This window comes from Cupriavidus sp. BIS7 (assembly GCF_000292345.1).
In the GTDB taxonomy this organism is placed as follows: Bacteria; Pseudomonadota; Gammaproteobacteria; order Burkholderiales; family Burkholderiaceae; genus Cupriavidus.
Genome location: NZ_ALOU01000016.1, coordinates 1 through 14,048, shown reverse-complemented (window position 1 = coordinate 14,048; position 14,048 = coordinate 1). Strand labels below are relative to the sequence as shown.

Here is a 14,048-nt window from a genome sequence, read left to right as displayed (position 1 = left end):
TCCTGCTAGGCGCCCTGGGGTAACCCACGGCGCCTTTTTTCTGTCAGCGCTTAGTACACGGGCAAGCTCAGGAACAGCTTGATCACCACCGCGTTGACGATATCGATAAAGAATGCACCAACCATGGGCACGATCAGGAACGCAAGGTGCGACGGCCCGAAGCGGTCCGTAATGGCCTGCATGTTCGCAATGGCCGTTGGCGTGGCACCAAGGCCGAAACCGCAATGGCCCGCCGCCAGCACTGCGGCGTCGTAGGTGCGCCCCATCACGCGGAAGGTGACGAACACTGCGTAGCCAGCCATCGCCGCGGTCTGCGCGGCCAGGATCAGAAGCATCGGCAGGGCCAGCGCAGCAAGCTCCCACAGGCGCAGGCTCATCAGCGCCATGGCCAGGAACATCGACAGGCTCACATTGCCAAGCACCGACAGCGCACGGTCGAACACCTTGTACCAGCCGAGCAAGGCAAGCCCGTTGCGCAACAGGACGCCGACGAACAGCACCCAGACGAACGTTGGCAACTCAAGCCAGCTACCCTTGAACGCCGCTGCCAGCGCATGGCCGGCGGTCAGGCACACAAGGATCAGCGCAAGCGTTTCGATCAGCGCGGAGGCTGTGATCAGACGCACGGCCTGCGGATTCTCGAAGTTGAGCGGATCAGCATTGGCCGCCGATTCGGCCGCCGGCCTGGACACGTTGCGCAACAGATAGCGCGCCACGGGCCCGCCGATCAGGCCGCCGAGCACAAGCCCGAACGTGGCGCACGCAACACCGAGTTCCGTGGCATAGGACATGCCGAACTGCTCGGTAAAAGTCTGGCCCCAGGCAGCGCTGGTGCCGTGGCCGCCCGACAGCGAGATTGAACCCGCAAGCAGGCCTACTGCCGGATTGAGGCCCATTGCGCTAGCCAGCCCCACGCCGATGCCGTTCTGCAGCACCAGCAGGCCGGCAACCACTACCAGGAACACGCCGATCGATTTGCCACCCTGCTTGAGGCTGGCAAGGTTGGCACTGAGCCCCAGCGAGGCAAAGAACGCGAGCATCAGCGGCGCTTGCGTGCTGGTATCGAACTTGACCTGCACATCGGCAACAAAGCGGGCCAGCGCCAGGCACAGTGCGACGATCAACCCGCCCGCGACCGGCTCGGGAATATTGAAAGTGCGTAAAGGCGCGGTGACCGCAACAAGCTTGCGCCCGACCAGCAGCACCAGAGATGCCGCCACGAGCGTTTCAAAGGTATTGAGTTCCAGCATGGGAGATTTGGCGATTGGGCTAAAGGGAACCCATTGTTGGCGCGGAAATCGTTTGCGCCAATCGCGATTCGCCTAAATATGCCCAAACCCGGCATCGGCGCGATGTATCCTGGCGCGCTGCGGCTGAATATTGATTGATCTGTAACTGTTCAGTTGTACTCATGCAAAACTGTGCATGGCGTCATGTAGCGGCTCCCGTAGACTTGCCGAATCGCGTTCTCCCCAAATTGCCCCATGGCCACCTACGCATTCCGAATCGTCAACGTCTTTGCCGAGTCCACCTTCGGCGGCAACCCGCTATGCGTGTTCGAGGATGCGCGTGGACTCGATGACACAGCCATGCAGGCGCTGGCGCTGCAGTTCAATCTGTCTGAGACGACGTTCGTCTTCCCGTCCGACAACGCCACTGCCGCCGTGCGCATCTTCACGCCCGGCTATGAGATGCGTTTTGCCGGCCATCCGACCTTGGGCACCGCGCATGTCGTGCGCGAACTGGCGAATACCGGCGATTCCCTTTCCCTGGAATTCAAGGCTGGCGTGGTGCCCGTGGTCGCCGCAGGCGATCGCTGGACGCTGACCGCGCCGCACTCGGGCGCACCGAAAACTGCTGCGGCGGGCCTGCCGGACGCCGAAATGGCATCGCTGCTGGGTCTGACACAAGACGATCTGGCTGGACCGCCGATGTGGGTCGATACCGGCGCCGATCAGTTGCTGGTGCCCCTGAAGACCCCGGACGCCGTGCGCCGCGCACAGCCTGACAGCAGCCGCCTTGATCGCTGGCCGCAAAGCAGCCTTGGCCGCAAGACCGCGTATGTGTTCGCATTCGACCCGGAACAGCCGGGCAAGGTGCTAGTGCGGTATTTCTTCACCAAACAGGGTGGCGGAGTGGCGGAAGACCCGGGCACCGGCTCCGCCTGCGCCAATCTCGGTGGATGGCTGCTGGCCACCGGCCATTCGCTACCCGCCAGCTATCAGGTGGACCAGGGTGAGTTCGTCGACCGCCGTTGCCGCCTGGACCTTACCGTCACCACCGAGGGCGCGATCCGCGTGGGCGGCCGCGTCATCGAACTGGGCCGCGGCACCGTGACCGTCTGACAAAGGATTTCGCCATGCCAATGCATGACATCGCCACGCTTGCCGATCTCGAAACGCTGTATGCGAAACCGTCGGGGGCATCGCTCGCCAAGGAAGTGGACTACCTCCACCCGCACTACCGCGCGTTCGTCGAAGCATCGCCGTTCTGCCTGTTATCGACGCTCAGTGACAAGGGCGGAGACTGTTCGCCACGTGGCGATGCACCCGGCTTCGTGCAAGTGCTCGACGACCGCACGCTGCTGCTGCCGGACCGGCGCGGCAACAACCGCATCGACAGCCTGCGCAACATCGTCGCCGACCCGCGCGTCGGACTGCTGTTCCTGGTACCCGGCGTCAACGAAACACTGCGCATCAGCGGGACCGCGAGAATCTCCACGGACCCTGCCCTGATCGCGCGCTGCCTGGTTCAGGACAAGGCCCCGACCACGGTGCTAGTGATCACGATCCGGTCAGTATTCTTCCAGTGCGCGCGCGCACTGATGCGATCGCACCTGTGGTCGGCCGATACACAGATATCGCGTGATGCATTGCCCAGCAACGGCACCATCGTGGCCACGCTGAGTCAGAACGCGATCGACGCAGCCACCTATGATCGCGAGTTGCCGGAACGCTTGCGCAACAACCTGTACTAAGAGGCGCTATCAAAAAGATTCTGGCGTCGTTGCGCAGCCTTGCCGTACCACTTGTACTGTCTGCGGCCGCGCGCCTAGCCAGAACCGCTTCGCTTCATTTTGATCGCGCCTCTAAGACCCGCCGACAGAACAACCAGCGTCATTGCGACGCTGGAATCATTCTGAACCAGCGTCGGTCGCCGCTATTGGCGCGGCAGCCACTCGGGCGCGTGTGTCCCCAGCGGGACTGACGGCAAGGCCCAGTGCGCAGGGGTTTCCGAAAGCTTTGCCGCGTGACGCACAACGGTAAGCTCGCCGAATCCTGATTCCTGCACCTCGAGCAGGTCGGAAATCTCGTCGATATGTTGATCGGGAACGCTGAAGCCATTGGCCACGCGGCCCAGGCTTCGCAGCCACTGCCCAACCTGCGCCAGCGACACGCGCACATGCCAGCTTCCGCCTTCCACGGCCCGGCGATGCAGCGCCGCCATCGCGCCGAACGCGAGCAGGTAGCCCGCCGCATGGTCAAGCACCTGTGCCGGCAGCGGTTTTGGCTCCGCGCTGCCCGCTGCCCGTGCCTCGTCGTCGTTGAAACCGGTGGCTGTCTGCACGAGCGAGTCGAAGCCGCGTTTGCCGGCCCACGGTCCGACGTGGCCGTACGCCGACAGAGACACATAGACGATGCCGGGCCGCGCACGCGCTGCGGCCTCCGCGCCGACACCAAGCCCGGCGAGCCCGTTCGGGCGATAGCCCTGCACCACCACATCTGCCCCGTGCAGCAGCTTGTGCAGCGCGCGCTTGTCATCGGCATCGCGCAGGTCCAGCTGGCAGGAACGTTTGCCACGCCCGGTATCGATGACGAGCGGCGGAATCGACGGCAGGTGCGACGCGGTGACCAGCAGCACGTCTGCGCCATGGGCGGCCAGCGTGCGCCCCGCAACCGGGCCGGCAATGATGCGCGTGAAGTCCAGCACGCGCACGCCCGACAGCGGCCGCGCGTCGACATTGATTTCGGCATGGGGGGCGAACGCCGGCAGCGGTGCCGGCGGCGCATCGCCGATCTTCTCGATGATGACCGGCGGAAGCCCGCGCAGCGCCTGCGCCTGCGGGTGCGCCAGCCATTCGTCGTGAGTGCGCATGGCGGCAACCACCATTCCGGCATCCGAGGCGGTGGCCTCGAAATCCTCGGCCCTCCACTTCGCCAGCGCGGCCCGCACCGCATCCCGGTCATACGCGCAGTTCAGGATCTTCAGCACGCCGTCCCGGTGATGCGGAAAGTTCGTATGCAGCCGGACCCAGCGCCCGTCGCCGCACGGATACAGGCCGGCGATTTTGTCCCACAGTTCCGATGCCGCGCTGCCGTTGACGCGCAGGTAGCGCTCGCTGCGAAACTCGGCCAGCGCATGACACATGTCGACCGAGACCTGCTGCCAGCGTCCGGTGCGCTGCGCCCACAGCGCCGCCGCGGCCAGGGCCGAGGCGCCAAGGCTGGCCTGGGCGGCCGCGCCCACCGCGAAGCTCGACGGGAACACCGGATCGGCGCCGGTCAGCGCCGCGTGCGCAAGTGCCTCAGCCGGCATTCCGGATTCGCGCCAGAGCGCGGCAAGGACGTCGGCGGCGGGTTGGGGATCGGATGCGGCGAAAGAGGCGGGATTCATGGCATGTATTCCAGCAGCGAAGGCCCATCGGGCCGTGCGACGATGGGTGACCACCATGGCGACCACCATGGCGACCACTATGCGACGATCACGCCGCTCGCCAGGCACTCAACCACACTATGACAACCGTGACTCGTCGTGGATTCTGCACCACTTCGGCCAGTCGCGCAGTGAGACGAATCCGAAAAAGAAGTGTCTGCGCCGAGTTGCCCCTCAGGCACGGTAAAATCGCCCCATTCCACGGAACATGGCGAACGCTGGCCGGGTCAATCCAGACCCGGGCCGTCCGCCCAAGCTATCGAGCCGCACGCGCTGCGGCGCCACCATGAGCCAAGACAACAAGCCCAACGACACGCCCGCCGCCTCCAATTTCCTGCGGAGCATCATCGACCAGGACCTCGCCGCCGGCACCTACGCCAGCCGCGCGGACAAGCAGGGCGAGCCGCTGCCGACGGTCATCACGCGCTTCCCGCCGGAGCCGAACGGCTACCTGCACATCGGCCATGCCAAGAGCATTTGCGTGAACTTCGGCCTGGCCCGCGATTACGCCGGCCAATGCCACCTGCGCTTCGACGACACGAATCCGGTCAAGGAAGACACCGAATACGTCGACTCGATCATCGATGCCGTGCACTGGCTCGGTTTCTCTTGGGACAGCAACAAGGCCGGCGGCACGCCGCATCTTTACTATGCAAGCGACTACTTCGACCAGCTCTACCAGTTCGCCGAGACGCTGATCGAGCGCGGCGCGGCCTATGTGGACAGCCAGACCGCTGAACAGATCGCCGCCACGCGCGGCAACTTCTCCGAGCCGGGCAAGCCGTCGCCGTTCCGCGACCGCTCCGTCGAGGAGAACCTGAAGCTGTTCCGCGAGATGCGCGACGACAAATATGCCGATGGCGAGCACGTACTTCGCGCGAAGATCGACATGGCCGCGCCGAACATCGTGATGCGCGACCCGGTGCTCTACCGCATCCGCCACGCCCATCACCACCGGACCGGCGACAAGTGGTGCATCTATCCGATGTACGACTTCACCCATTGCATCTCCGACGCGATTGAGAACATCACGCACTCGCTGTGCACGCTCGAGTTCGAAAACAACCGCCCGCTCTATGACTGGGTGCTCGAACACCTGCGCGATGCCGGCGTCTTCGCCAATCCGCTGCCGCACCAGTACGAGTTCGCGCGCCTGAACCTGACCTACGCGATCACGAGCAAGCGCAAGCTCAAGCAGCTCGTCGACGAAAAGCGCGTAGACGGATGGGACGATCCGCGCATGCCGACCATCGTCGGTATCCGCCGCCGTGGTTATACGCCTGAGTCGATCCAGTTGTTCTGCGACCGCATCGGGGTGGCGAAGTCCGATAGCTGGATCGACATGAGCACGCTGGAAGGCGCAGTGCGTGACGATCTCGACGCGCGCGCGCCACGCAGCGTGGGCGTGCTGGACCCGCTCAAGCTGATTCTGGACAACTATCCGGAAGGCCAGAGCGAGGAGTGCTCGGCGCCGGTGCACCCGAAGCAGCCCGAGATGGGCCGCCGCGTGTTCCCGCTGTCGCGCGAGCTGTGGATCGAGCGCGAGGACTTCAACGAGACCCCGCCGAAGGGCTACTTCCGCCTGTTCCCGGGCAACAAGGTGCGTCTGCGCTACGGCTACGTGATCGAATGCACGGGCTTCGACAAGGATGCCGACGGCAATGTCATCGCCGTGCACGCGAACTACCTTCCGGAGACCAGGAGCGGTACGCCCGGGGCGGACAGCGTAAAGGTCAAGGGCAACATCCACTGGGTCAGCGCGGCCCACGCGTACGAAGCGGAAGTCCGCCTGTACGACCGCCTGTTCAGCGACCCGAATCCGGACGCTGGCGGCAAGAACTTCCTCGACGCCCTGAACCCGGACTCGAAGAAGGTGGTCACCGCCTATCTGGAGCCGGGCCTGCGCGAAGCCAAGCCGGAAGACCGCTTCCAGTTCGAGCGTCACGGCTACTTCGTGGCGGACCATGTCGATTCGCAGCCGGGCAAACCCGTGTTCAACCGCACGGTCGGTCTCAAGGATAGCTGGGGCAAGTAAGCATGACGCAAACCATCACGTTTCCGCTCGAAGGCGAGTACATCGCGCTGAACGACCTGCTCAAGGTTGCGGGCGTGTGCGACAGCGGCGGCGCCGGCAAGGCGCTGGTCGCGTCTGGCGAGGTATCGGTCGACGGCTCGCCCGAATCGCGCAAGACCGCCAAGATCCGCGCCGGCCAGGTGGTCGGCGTAGGTGGCGCCGGCGGTGTACGCATCAAGGTGGTGGCAGCCTGAGCGGCTGGCAGTACCATCGCAGGATTGGCCGCGCAACGACGCCAGGATCATTCTGAATTCCAAGGAGCTTCGATGCCAATCGCGTTCTGGTGTGTACTCGTGGCGGGCCTGATGCCGATACTGACTGTTGGCATAGCCAAGGCGGGCAACCGCGGTGGCTATGACAATCACGACCCGCGCGCCTGGCTCGAAAGACAGAGCGGCCGGGCGCGGCGTGCCGACATGGCCCACCGCAATCACTTCGAGGCATTCCCGTTCTTCGCCGCCGCGGTGTTTGCCGCCACGCACCTGGCCGCACCGCAGGCACGCATCGACGAACTGGCGATGGTCTTCATCGTCGTCCGAGTGCTGTACACGATCTGCTACCTGACCGATCGCGCCACGCTGCGCACGCTGTGCTGGACGATCGGTTACCTGACGGTGATCGGCATCTTTCTGCTGCCGGTTTTTGTCCACTAACGGACACCACGGAAATGACTATGGCACCATTGCGCAGGCTTTCCGTGCCACTTGCGGCGTCCACGGCAGCGCTGCTCGCCACCCCTGCCCTGGCCGCCTCAACGGCCTATACGGTCGATCCGACGCACACGGCGGTGTACTTCGGTGCCAGTCATTTCGATCGAATCACCGTACGGGGGCGCTTCAACAAGATTGACGGACGCATTCTGTACGACCCGGCCAACGGCACCGGCTCGATCGATTTCACGGTCGACACCGATTCGGTCGATACCGGCAATCGCAGCCTGGACGGCGTGCTGCACTCGGCCCAGTTCCTGGATTCCCAGGCATTCCCTACCGCACGCCTGCAGGCGAACCGCTTTATCGTCGAGGGCGGCAAGCTAGTTGCCGTGGAAGGATCGTTGTCGCTCCACGGCGTCACCAAGCCGATCAAGCTTGAGGCTGATCGGTTCAGTTGCGGCGAGGTGGTCCTGTTCGGCATCAAGCGCAATGTGTGCGGTGGCGACTTCCGCACCACCCTGCCGCGCAGCGCATTTGGAATCACACGCTTCCTGCCCGATGTCGGCGATACAGTCACACTGCAGATTTCGGTGGAAGCCTCACCGGGCGGAACTGCCCAGCCATCTGGAAAATGACTGTCGGACGACGGTCCGGCGTCACCTTTGCGCTCGGGAACTTCAGTAGAATCACGGCTTTGCCGAAATCCATCTGCCGCGTAGCGCCCCCGCAACCGGCGATGCGCAAACCTGGATGAGCATGATTCACCTGAACGACGTCGTTGCGGCGTCGCTGGCTGCTGCGGGCGCCTGCCTGGCATGCAGCATTCCCCCCGACTTTCTCCGTCGATTCCCGACCTGGGCCTACAAGACATATGGCCGTGGCGCGTTGCTGTTGCCGCTGCTGGCCGTCATGGTGGGCACGTTGCTGGCCGGCGTCGCCATGGAAGGCCAGATGAATAGCGATGGGGGCATCGCGCTGGTGGCTGCGGCGTCATTCCTGGCCCTCGTGCTGGCTTCCGCCGTGTTGCGATTCTGGCTGGGCGACTATCGCAAGCCCTGAGCTTCCCACGCAGTTCGGGGCCTGTTTTTGGCCCTTGGCGGACTCTGGTGGCCTGTCCGCCGCACAGCTTCCATCGCTTCGTCGCGCGGATCACGTATGATTCGGCCTTTCGCGTGCACTGCAGCATTGCGGGCGCGCGCCGCACACAAGATCCCATGGCGCTCAAGTCCACCATCTTCAAAGCCGAGCTGTCCGTTTCCGACATGGACCGCCCGTACTACGGCAGCCACACGCTGACCATCGCCCAGCATCCGTCCGAGAACGACGCGCGCATGATGGTCCGGCTGCTCGCCTTCGCCTGCGAAGCCACTGAAACGATGGCATTCACGCGCGGCCTCGACGAACCCGACGAACCCGATCTCTGGGACAAGACGCTGACCGGCGACATTTCCCACTGGGTCGACCTCGGCCAGCCCGATGAAACGCGGCTGAAGCGCGCAGCCGCACGTGCAGACCACGTCACCGTCTATACCTACCAGAGCGCCAGCGCGCGCGAATGGTGGAAGGGCATGGCAGGCAAGGCCAGCAAGTTGCGCAACGTGACCATCTACAATGTGCCGTCGGAAGCCGTGGAGGCGCTGGCGCAGATGGCCAAGCGTGCCATGCGCCTTTCCGTGACCATCCAGGACGGCGACATCTGGGTCAGCGACGACGACCACAACGTACAGGTCACGCGTGAAGTGCTCCAGCGTGCCGACGATTGATTCCCAGCCACATACAAAGGAAGACTGCGATGCAAACCACTCCCTCCGGCCTGCAATTTGAAGACACCGTTGTCGGTTCCGGCGACGAAGCCAAGGCAGGCAAGCATGTGACCGTGCACTACACCGGCTGGCTCTACGAGAACGGCCAGGCCGGCCGCAAGTTCGATTCGAGCAAGGATCGCAACGATCCGTTCGTGTTCCCGCTGGGCGCCGGCCATGTGATTCGCGGCTGGGACGAAGGCGTGCAGGGCATGAAGGTGGGCGGTACGCGCCGCCTGGTCATCCCGGCAGATCTCGGCTATGGCGCACGCGGCGCCGGCGGTGTGATTCCGCCGAACGCCACGCTGCTGTTCGAAGTGGAATTGCTCGCGGTCTGAGCCGGACCTCGCCAATAAAAAACGGACGCCACGGCGTCCGTTTTTTTATTGCGCACAGGCTGCCGTGTGGCTCAGCGGCGCTTCATGTAGAAGACAAACACCTTGTCCACTTCGGCATGGGACAGCAGTTCGTTGCCGGTCTGCTTGGCAAACGCCTGGAAATCGCGCGTGGCGCCCGGGTCGGTGGCCAGCACCTTGAGCACTTCGCCACTGGCCATGTCGGCCAGAGCCTTCTTGGTACGCAGGATCGGCAGCGGGCAATTCAGGCCGCGAGCGTCCACTTCCTTCTGAAAATCCATTCCTCTCACCTTCTATTTCTGATCGATGCCGTATTGTAGCGAAGCGCCGACCAGACTGAAGTCGGTCGGGCGGCGCGGGTCGGGAATATCGTTGCCAGTGGCGCGATCGAAGAATTGCACGGGCAATCCTCGGCGCTCCAGGAAATCGGCCACCGCAAACCCGGTGCCCGCATTCCAGATACGCACCTTCTCCGGCGCCACCAGCCGATACTCGGCCAGTTCCTCCGACAGCCGGATCTCGCCCGTCGCCTGGATGTGATACGCGATGATCAGCTCATTCTTGCGCATGAACTCGTAGACACCGATCAGCGACGCGGACACCGTGTCGAGATTGGTTTCCTCCTTGAGTTCACGCGCCACGCCAAGCTCTGGGGTCTCGTCGCGCTCCATGAAGCCGGTTACCAGCGCGAACATCTTCTCGGGCCACGCGGCGTTGCGCGCCAGCAGCAGCTTGCCCTCGTACTCGACCACCGCTGCCAGCACGGGCAGCGGGTTGTCCCAGTGGACGAATCCGCAGCCATCCTGCACGCAGACATGGCGATACCGCCCGGACATCGGCAGGTGTTCAAGCTCCGCGCCGCATCGCGGGCAGAATCGATAGGGTTGCATTGGGGGCTCCTGGGAACTGTCTCGTTATCGTCAGCGCTCTGCGCGCTTGCCGTTATTGCTTGCCGTCACTGCGTGCAGGCCGCGCGAATATCGGCGGCGAATGCTTCCACGGTCTCGGGCTGCAGGTCCCACGCGCACATCAGCCGGCATCCGCCCGCGCCGATGAACGTGTAGAACAGCCAGCCCTTGGCGCGCAGGGCATCGATGGCTGGCAGCGGCAGCTCGGCAAAGACGGCATTTGCATCGGTCGGGAACATGATGCGTACGCCGGGGACATCGGCAATGCGTTGATGCAGCAGCGTTGCCATCGCGTTGGCATGCCGTGCGTTCTTCAGCCAGACATCGTGTTCGAGCATGCCCAGCCACGGCGCCGAAATAAAGCGCATCTTCGATGCCAGTTGCCCGGCCTGCTTGACCCGATAGGCGAAATCCTCGGCCAGCTTGCGGTCGAAGAACACCACGGCCTCGCCAACCGGCAGCCCGTTCTTGGTGCCGCCGAAACACAGCACGTCAACGCCGGCACGCCATGTGATCTCCGACGGATGAACGCCGAGCGACGCCACCGCATTGGCGAACCGGGCGCCGTCCATATGCACGCGCAACTGGCGCCGCTTGGCGATTGCCGCAATCGCGCGCACCTCTTCCACCGTATAGACGGTGCCCACCTCGGTGGCCTGCGTCAGCGACACCACGCGCGGCTTCGGATAGTGGATATCGGAGCGACGCGTGACCAGCGCTTCCACCGCGTCAGCCGTCAGCTTGCCATTCTCTCCGGGTGCGGTGAGCAGCTTCGATCCGTTCGAGAAAAACTCGGGGCCGCCGCACTCGTCGGTTTCGATGTGGGCCAGCTCATGGCAGATGACCGAGTGGTAGGACTGGCACAGCGACGAAAGCGCCAGCGAATTGGCGGCCGTGCCGTTGAAGACGAAGAAGACCTCGCAATCGGTCTGGAACAGGCCGCGGATGCGGTCACAGACCTTCTGCGTCCAGCTATCGTCGCCGTAGGCTTTCTCGTGGCCCGTGGCATTGGCTTCGAGGAAGTACTTCAGCGACTCCGGACAGAAGCCGGCGTAGTTGTCGGAAGCAAACTGCTGCATGGTGGAGACTGCGGAGGTCATCGTTCGGCCCTGCGTGGAATTACTTCTTGTCGACCCAGAGCTCGCCGCCCGTGGCCCAGTTCTCGCGCTTGACGTCGGTGATGATGATGTCGACGGCGCCAGCCGCGCAGCCAAGCGTCTCGCACGTGACGCGGGTCACCTCCTCGACAAACTTGCGCTTCTGCTCGACCGTGCGGCCTTCGAACATTTCTACATGGAAGGTGGGCATTCGTGACTCCAGGAATATCAGTTCTTGTAAGAGGGATCGATTCTATCGAGTTTGCGCAGCAGCGCGGGCCATTCCAGCACCCCCTCCACCGCGCCATCGTCATGAAGCTGCAGCGAGGTCTTGTCGGCAATGGCCGGAGGCGGCTGCACCGTGGCGCTGCCGAGTTGCGCGCCAAGCTGGATCTCGCATGCCTTGATCAGCGTAGCCATCAGCACGTAGGCCTCCGCAACGGTACGGCCCACGGTCAACGTGCCATGGTTGCGCAGCAGCATGGCCGGATGCTCGCCAAGCGACGCAGTCAGGCGCCCTCCTTCCGCGGGCGTGAAGGCCAGCCCTTCGTAATCGTGATAGGCGATGCGGCCGTGAAAACGCATCGCGTGCTGTGAAAGCGGCAGCAGCCCCTCGGCCTGGGCCGATACCGAGATACCCGCCGTGTTATGCAGGTGCATTACACAGTGCGCATCGCTGCGCGCCGCATGCACGGCGGCATGCAGCGCAAATCCGGTGACATTGACGGGATGCACGGTTTCGCCCACCACCTCGCCGCGCCCGTTGATCTTGACGAGATCGGAGGCACGGATCTCCTCGAAGGCAAAGCCGAACGGGTTGATCAGGAAGTGATCAGGCTCACCGGGCACGGTGGCCGAGATGTGGGTGTAGATCAGGTCATCCCAGCGTTCAAGCGCGGCCAGCCGGTAGGCGGCGGCCAGGTCAACACGCACACGCGCTTCCTCGGGAGTGATCGGAAAGGCCGGGCCTGCGGCACGCGCGGGCTGCAAGGCAAAAGACATGGGGGCAATGGCTCCGCGCCGCCCTGCAACGCCTGCGCGGATGCGTCTGGTCGAGTGAGCGGCGAAGCAATAATGTAGCGCAGTCCTCAGTGTCTGGCGTGGCCGACGGTGGCGCCCACCGGCAGCGTGCGCCACATCCACAGATAGATCAGCGCGCCCAGCAGCAACGCCCCGGCAGCCACCGCGAGCGACGCCGCGAACCCTCCCGTGCGCGCAACGAGCGTGGTGGCCAGAGGCGGCCCCGCGATCTGTCCAAGTGCATATGCCGCCGTCATCAGGCCGATCAGCTTCGATGCGCGCAGGCCCCACAGGCGACGCGCCTCACGCATCGCAAACGACACCAGTGCCGTGAACGGCAGGCCTACAAGAATGCTGCTGAGCGCGAACCCGGCCACCGTCGGCCACACCGCCGCCACGCCAACCCCGATGGCCTGCATCGTGTACAGGATCATCATCATTCGACGGTTGTCGTGATGCATGCCAACGCGCGTCACGATGTACGCACCCACGGCCACGCCAGCGCCGAGGATCGGCCAGAACAGGTCCGCCCAGACGCTGCCGGGCATGGCCCTTCGTGCGATCACCGGCAGGAAGGTCGCCGTGATGATGTAGCCGAATCCGGCCAGGCCGTAAGCCACTGTCAGGGCCCAGGTTTCGAGATCGAGCCTGGGCGCATGGGCCGGTGTTGCGTACGTCGCCCCCTTCCCAGACGTCGCATGTGGCGCGGGCGCCGGCGAGCCGAACACGCGCCAAACTGCCGCCAACATTGCCGCGCCGAGCACCGCGAACGTCACCCATCCCCAGTTGGCCCGCCAGTGCGCTGCCACCATGCCAAACACCGACACGCCCGTGATGACGATCCCGATCCCCGGCCCGCAGAACATCAGGCCACCCAGCGTTGGCTGGCCCAGTTCGGCGAGCCGCTGCATGCACCACGCTGTCGCGTAGACCATCACCACGGCGCTGGCGATGCCGGCCAGCGTCCGCCAGACCAGCCATGCCGGCATGCTGCCCGGCAACGCCATCGCCAGGGTCAGCACCACGGTCAGGACCAGCGCCCCGCGCACCATGCGCACCGGATCGGGCCGGATGAACAGGCAAAGCAGCGCCCCAATCAGGTAGCCGATGTAGTTCAGCGTCGCCAGTGTCCCGCCCTCGACCAGAGAAACGGTGCCGTCGTGCAGCATCATCGGCAGCAACGGCGTGAACGCGAAGCGCCCGATCCCCATGGCCAGCGCCAGGGACACAAGCCCGGCAACGGCCACGGCCCACGGGCTGGCGGTTTGCCGGGCGATCAACCCGGGGGAGACATCGGCATTTGCGGAAGGCATGTGACGGAATCCCGGCGCGCGTTGCGCTGCAGGTTGAAGAATGTCGACAATGCTACGCCTGTATCGCCATGCCTGCTGGCGGGCGGAAACGGGTAGCTCGCGCGCGGGCAATGGCAGTATGTGCCCGGTCGCCTACACTGAAAGTGGCGCGGCCACGGCATCCACGGCGGGC

General features: G+C 64.4%; 17 protein-coding genes. 9 read left to right on the top strand and 8 right to left on the bottom strand.

Annotation, left to right across the window (positions count from 1 at the left end; genetic code table 11):
• Positions 1-50: 50 nt before the first annotated feature.
• Positions 51-1,250 carry a sodium/glutamate symporter gene (gene gltS / locus B552_RS0105600; protein WP_019448026.1) on the bottom strand — a complete coding sequence of 400 codons (1,200 nt, stop codon included), beginning with the start codon at positions 1,248-1,250 and terminating at the stop codon, positions 51-53.
• Between the two features lie 234 nt (positions 1,251-1,484).
• On the opposite strand from gltS, the gene B552_RS0105595 reads away from it, so the two are divergent.
• Together B552_RS0105595 and B552_RS0105590 are read left to right on the top strand one after the other, a co-directional pair.
• Positions 1,485-2,345: a PhzF family phenazine biosynthesis protein gene (locus B552_RS0105595; RefSeq protein WP_019448025.1), complete on the top strand. Its 861-nt coding sequence runs from the start codon at positions 1,485-1,487 to the stop codon at positions 2,343-2,345.
• A 14-nt stretch (positions 2,346-2,359) separates the two neighbouring features.
• On the top strand, positions 2,360-2,977 hold the full coding sequence (locus B552_RS0105590; RefSeq protein WP_019448024.1) for a pyridoxamine 5'-phosphate oxidase family protein: 618 nt from the start codon (positions 2,360-2,362) through the stop codon (positions 2,975-2,977).
• Between the two features lie 182 nt (positions 2,978-3,159).
• On the opposite strand, the gene B552_RS0105585 is transcribed toward B552_RS0105590, so the two are convergent.
• Positions 3,160-4,614: a CoA transferase gene (locus tag B552_RS0105585; protein WP_019448023.1), complete on the bottom strand. Its 1,455-nt coding sequence runs from the start codon at positions 4,612-4,614 to the stop codon at positions 3,160-3,162.
• Between the two features lie 325 nt (positions 4,615-4,939).
• Between B552_RS0105585 and B552_RS0105580 the strand changes: the two genes are divergently transcribed.
• From B552_RS0105580 to B552_RS0105550, 7 genes are all read left to right on the top strand, one after another.
• The gene (locus B552_RS0105580) at positions 4,940-6,688 is read left to right on the top strand and encodes a glutamine--tRNA ligase/YqeY domain fusion protein (protein ID WP_019448022.1); all 1,749 of its coding nucleotides are present in this window, start codon (positions 4,940-4,942) and stop codon (positions 6,686-6,688) included.
• A gap of 2 nt (positions 6,689-6,690) precedes the next feature.
• Positions 6,691-6,921 (top strand): RNA-binding S4 domain-containing protein, encoded by a 231-nt coding sequence (locus B552_RS0105575; RefSeq protein ID WP_019448021.1) that lies wholly within the window; start codon positions 6,691-6,693, stop codon positions 6,919-6,921.
• A 72-nt stretch (positions 6,922-6,993) separates the two neighbouring features.
• The gene (locus B552_RS0105570) at positions 6,994-7,380 is read left to right on the top strand and encodes an MAPEG family protein (protein WP_019448020.1); all 387 of its coding nucleotides are present in this window, start codon (positions 6,994-6,996) and stop codon (positions 7,378-7,380) included.
• A 20-nt stretch (positions 7,381-7,400) separates the two neighbouring features.
• The gene (locus B552_RS0105565) at positions 7,401-8,015 is read left to right on the top strand and encodes a YceI family protein (protein ID WP_019448019.1); all 615 of its coding nucleotides are present in this window, start codon (positions 7,401-7,403) and stop codon (positions 8,013-8,015) included.
• 115 nt (positions 8,016-8,130) lie between these two features.
• Complete coding sequence (locus tag B552_RS0105560) at positions 8,131-8,439, top strand: hypothetical protein (protein WP_019448018.1); 309 nt, start codon at positions 8,131-8,133, stop codon at positions 8,437-8,439.
• Between the two features lie 155 nt (positions 8,440-8,594).
• Positions 8,595-9,143, top strand: coding sequence for a YaeQ family protein (locus B552_RS0105555; protein WP_026035364.1), 549 nt, complete (start codon positions 8,595-8,597; stop codon positions 9,141-9,143).
• Positions 9,144-9,172: 29 nt separating this feature from the next.
• A complete protein-coding gene (locus tag B552_RS0105550) occupies positions 9,173-9,520 on the top strand; it encodes an FKBP-type peptidyl-prolyl cis-trans isomerase (RefSeq protein WP_019448016.1) in 348 nt (115 codons plus the stop codon).
• A gap of 71 nt (positions 9,521-9,591) precedes the next feature.
• On the opposite strand, the gene B552_RS0105545 is transcribed toward B552_RS0105550, so the two are convergent.
• The 6 genes from B552_RS0105545 to B552_RS0105520 all read right to left on the bottom strand — a co-directional run bounded on the left by B552_RS0105545 (position 9,592) and on the right by B552_RS0105520 (position 13,876).
• Positions 9,592-9,819 carry a sulfurtransferase TusA family protein gene (locus B552_RS0105545; RefSeq protein WP_008645216.1) on the bottom strand — a complete coding sequence of 76 codons (228 nt, stop codon included), beginning with the start codon at positions 9,817-9,819 and terminating at the stop codon, positions 9,592-9,594.
• 12 nt (positions 9,820-9,831) lie between these two features.
• Positions 9,832-10,428, bottom strand: coding sequence for an NUDIX domain-containing protein (locus tag B552_RS0105540; RefSeq protein WP_019448015.1), 597 nt, complete (start codon positions 10,426-10,428; stop codon positions 9,832-9,834).
• A gap of 65 nt (positions 10,429-10,493) precedes the next feature.
• A complete protein-coding gene (locus tag B552_RS0105535) occupies positions 10,494-11,525 on the bottom strand; it encodes a low specificity L-threonine aldolase (protein ID WP_019448014.1) in 1,032 nt (343 codons plus the stop codon).
• A 40-nt stretch (positions 11,526-11,565) separates the two neighbouring features.
• Entirely contained in the window at positions 11,566-11,754 is a 189-nt protein-coding gene (locus B552_RS0105530) for a 4-oxalocrotonate tautomerase (RefSeq protein ID WP_019448013.1), read from the bottom strand.
• 17 nt (positions 11,755-11,771) lie between these two features.
• Positions 11,772-12,545: a class II aldolase/adducin family protein gene (locus B552_RS0105525; protein ID WP_019448012.1), complete on the bottom strand. Its 774-nt coding sequence runs from the start codon at positions 12,543-12,545 to the stop codon at positions 11,772-11,774.
• Between the two features lie 86 nt (positions 12,546-12,631).
• Positions 12,632-13,876, bottom strand: a complete 1,245-nt coding sequence (locus tag B552_RS0105520) for a YbfB/YjiJ family MFS transporter (protein ID WP_026035363.1) — start codon at positions 13,874-13,876, stop codon at positions 12,632-12,634.
• Positions 13,877-14,048 lie beyond the last annotated feature (172 nt).

Bases quoted from the DNA above. Each gene is read 5' to 3' on its own strand.
- gltS (WP_019448026.1), bottom strand. From the start codon at position 1,250: ATGCTGGAACTCAATACCTTTGAAACGCTCGTGGCGGCATCTCTGGTG.
- B552_RS0105595 (WP_019448025.1), top strand. From the start codon at position 1,485: ATGGCCACCTACGCATTCCGAATCGTCAACGTCTTTGCCGAGTCCACC.
- B552_RS0105590 (WP_019448024.1), top strand. From the start codon at position 2,360: ATGCCAATGCATGACATCGCCACGCTTGCCGATCTCGAAACGCTGTAT.
- B552_RS0105585 (WP_019448023.1), bottom strand. From the start codon at position 4,614: ATGAATCCCGCCTCTTTCGCCGCATCCGATCCCCAACCCGCCGCCGAC.
- B552_RS0105580 (WP_019448022.1), top strand. From the start codon at position 4,940: ATGAGCCAAGACAACAAGCCCAACGACACGCCCGCCGCCTCCAATTTC.
- B552_RS0105575 (WP_019448021.1), top strand. From the start codon at position 6,691: ATGACGCAAACCATCACGTTTCCGCTCGAAGGCGAGTACATCGCGCTG.
- B552_RS0105570 (WP_019448020.1), top strand. From the start codon at position 6,994: ATGCCAATCGCGTTCTGGTGTGTACTCGTGGCGGGCCTGATGCCGATA.
- B552_RS0105565 (WP_019448019.1), top strand. From the start codon at position 7,401: ATGGCACCATTGCGCAGGCTTTCCGTGCCACTTGCGGCGTCCACGGCA.
- B552_RS0105560 (WP_019448018.1), top strand. From the start codon at position 8,131: ATGAGCATGATTCACCTGAACGACGTCGTTGCGGCGTCGCTGGCTGCT.
- B552_RS0105555 (WP_026035364.1), top strand. From the start codon at position 8,595: ATGGCGCTCAAGTCCACCATCTTCAAAGCCGAGCTGTCCGTTTCCGAC.
- B552_RS0105550 (WP_019448016.1), top strand. From the start codon at position 9,173: ATGCAAACCACTCCCTCCGGCCTGCAATTTGAAGACACCGTTGTCGGT.
- B552_RS0105545 (WP_008645216.1), bottom strand. From the start codon at position 9,819: ATGGATTTTCAGAAGGAAGTGGACGCTCGCGGCCTGAATTGCCCGCTG.
- B552_RS0105540 (WP_019448015.1), bottom strand. From the start codon at position 10,428: ATGCAACCCTATCGATTCTGCCCGCGATGCGGCGCGGAGCTTGAACAC.
- B552_RS0105535 (WP_019448014.1), bottom strand. From the start codon at position 11,525: ATGCAGCAGTTTGCTTCCGACAACTACGCCGGCTTCTGTCCGGAGTCG.
- B552_RS0105530 (WP_019448013.1), bottom strand. From the start codon at position 11,754: ATGCCCACCTTCCATGTAGAAATGTTCGAAGGCCGCACGGTCGAGCAG.
- B552_RS0105525 (WP_019448012.1), bottom strand. From the start codon at position 12,545: ATGTCTTTTGCCTTGCAGCCCGCGCGTGCCGCAGGCCCGGCCTTTCCG.
- B552_RS0105520 (WP_026035363.1), bottom strand. From the start codon at position 13,876: ATGCCTTCCGCAAATGCCGATGTCTCCCCCGGGTTGATCGCCCGGCAA.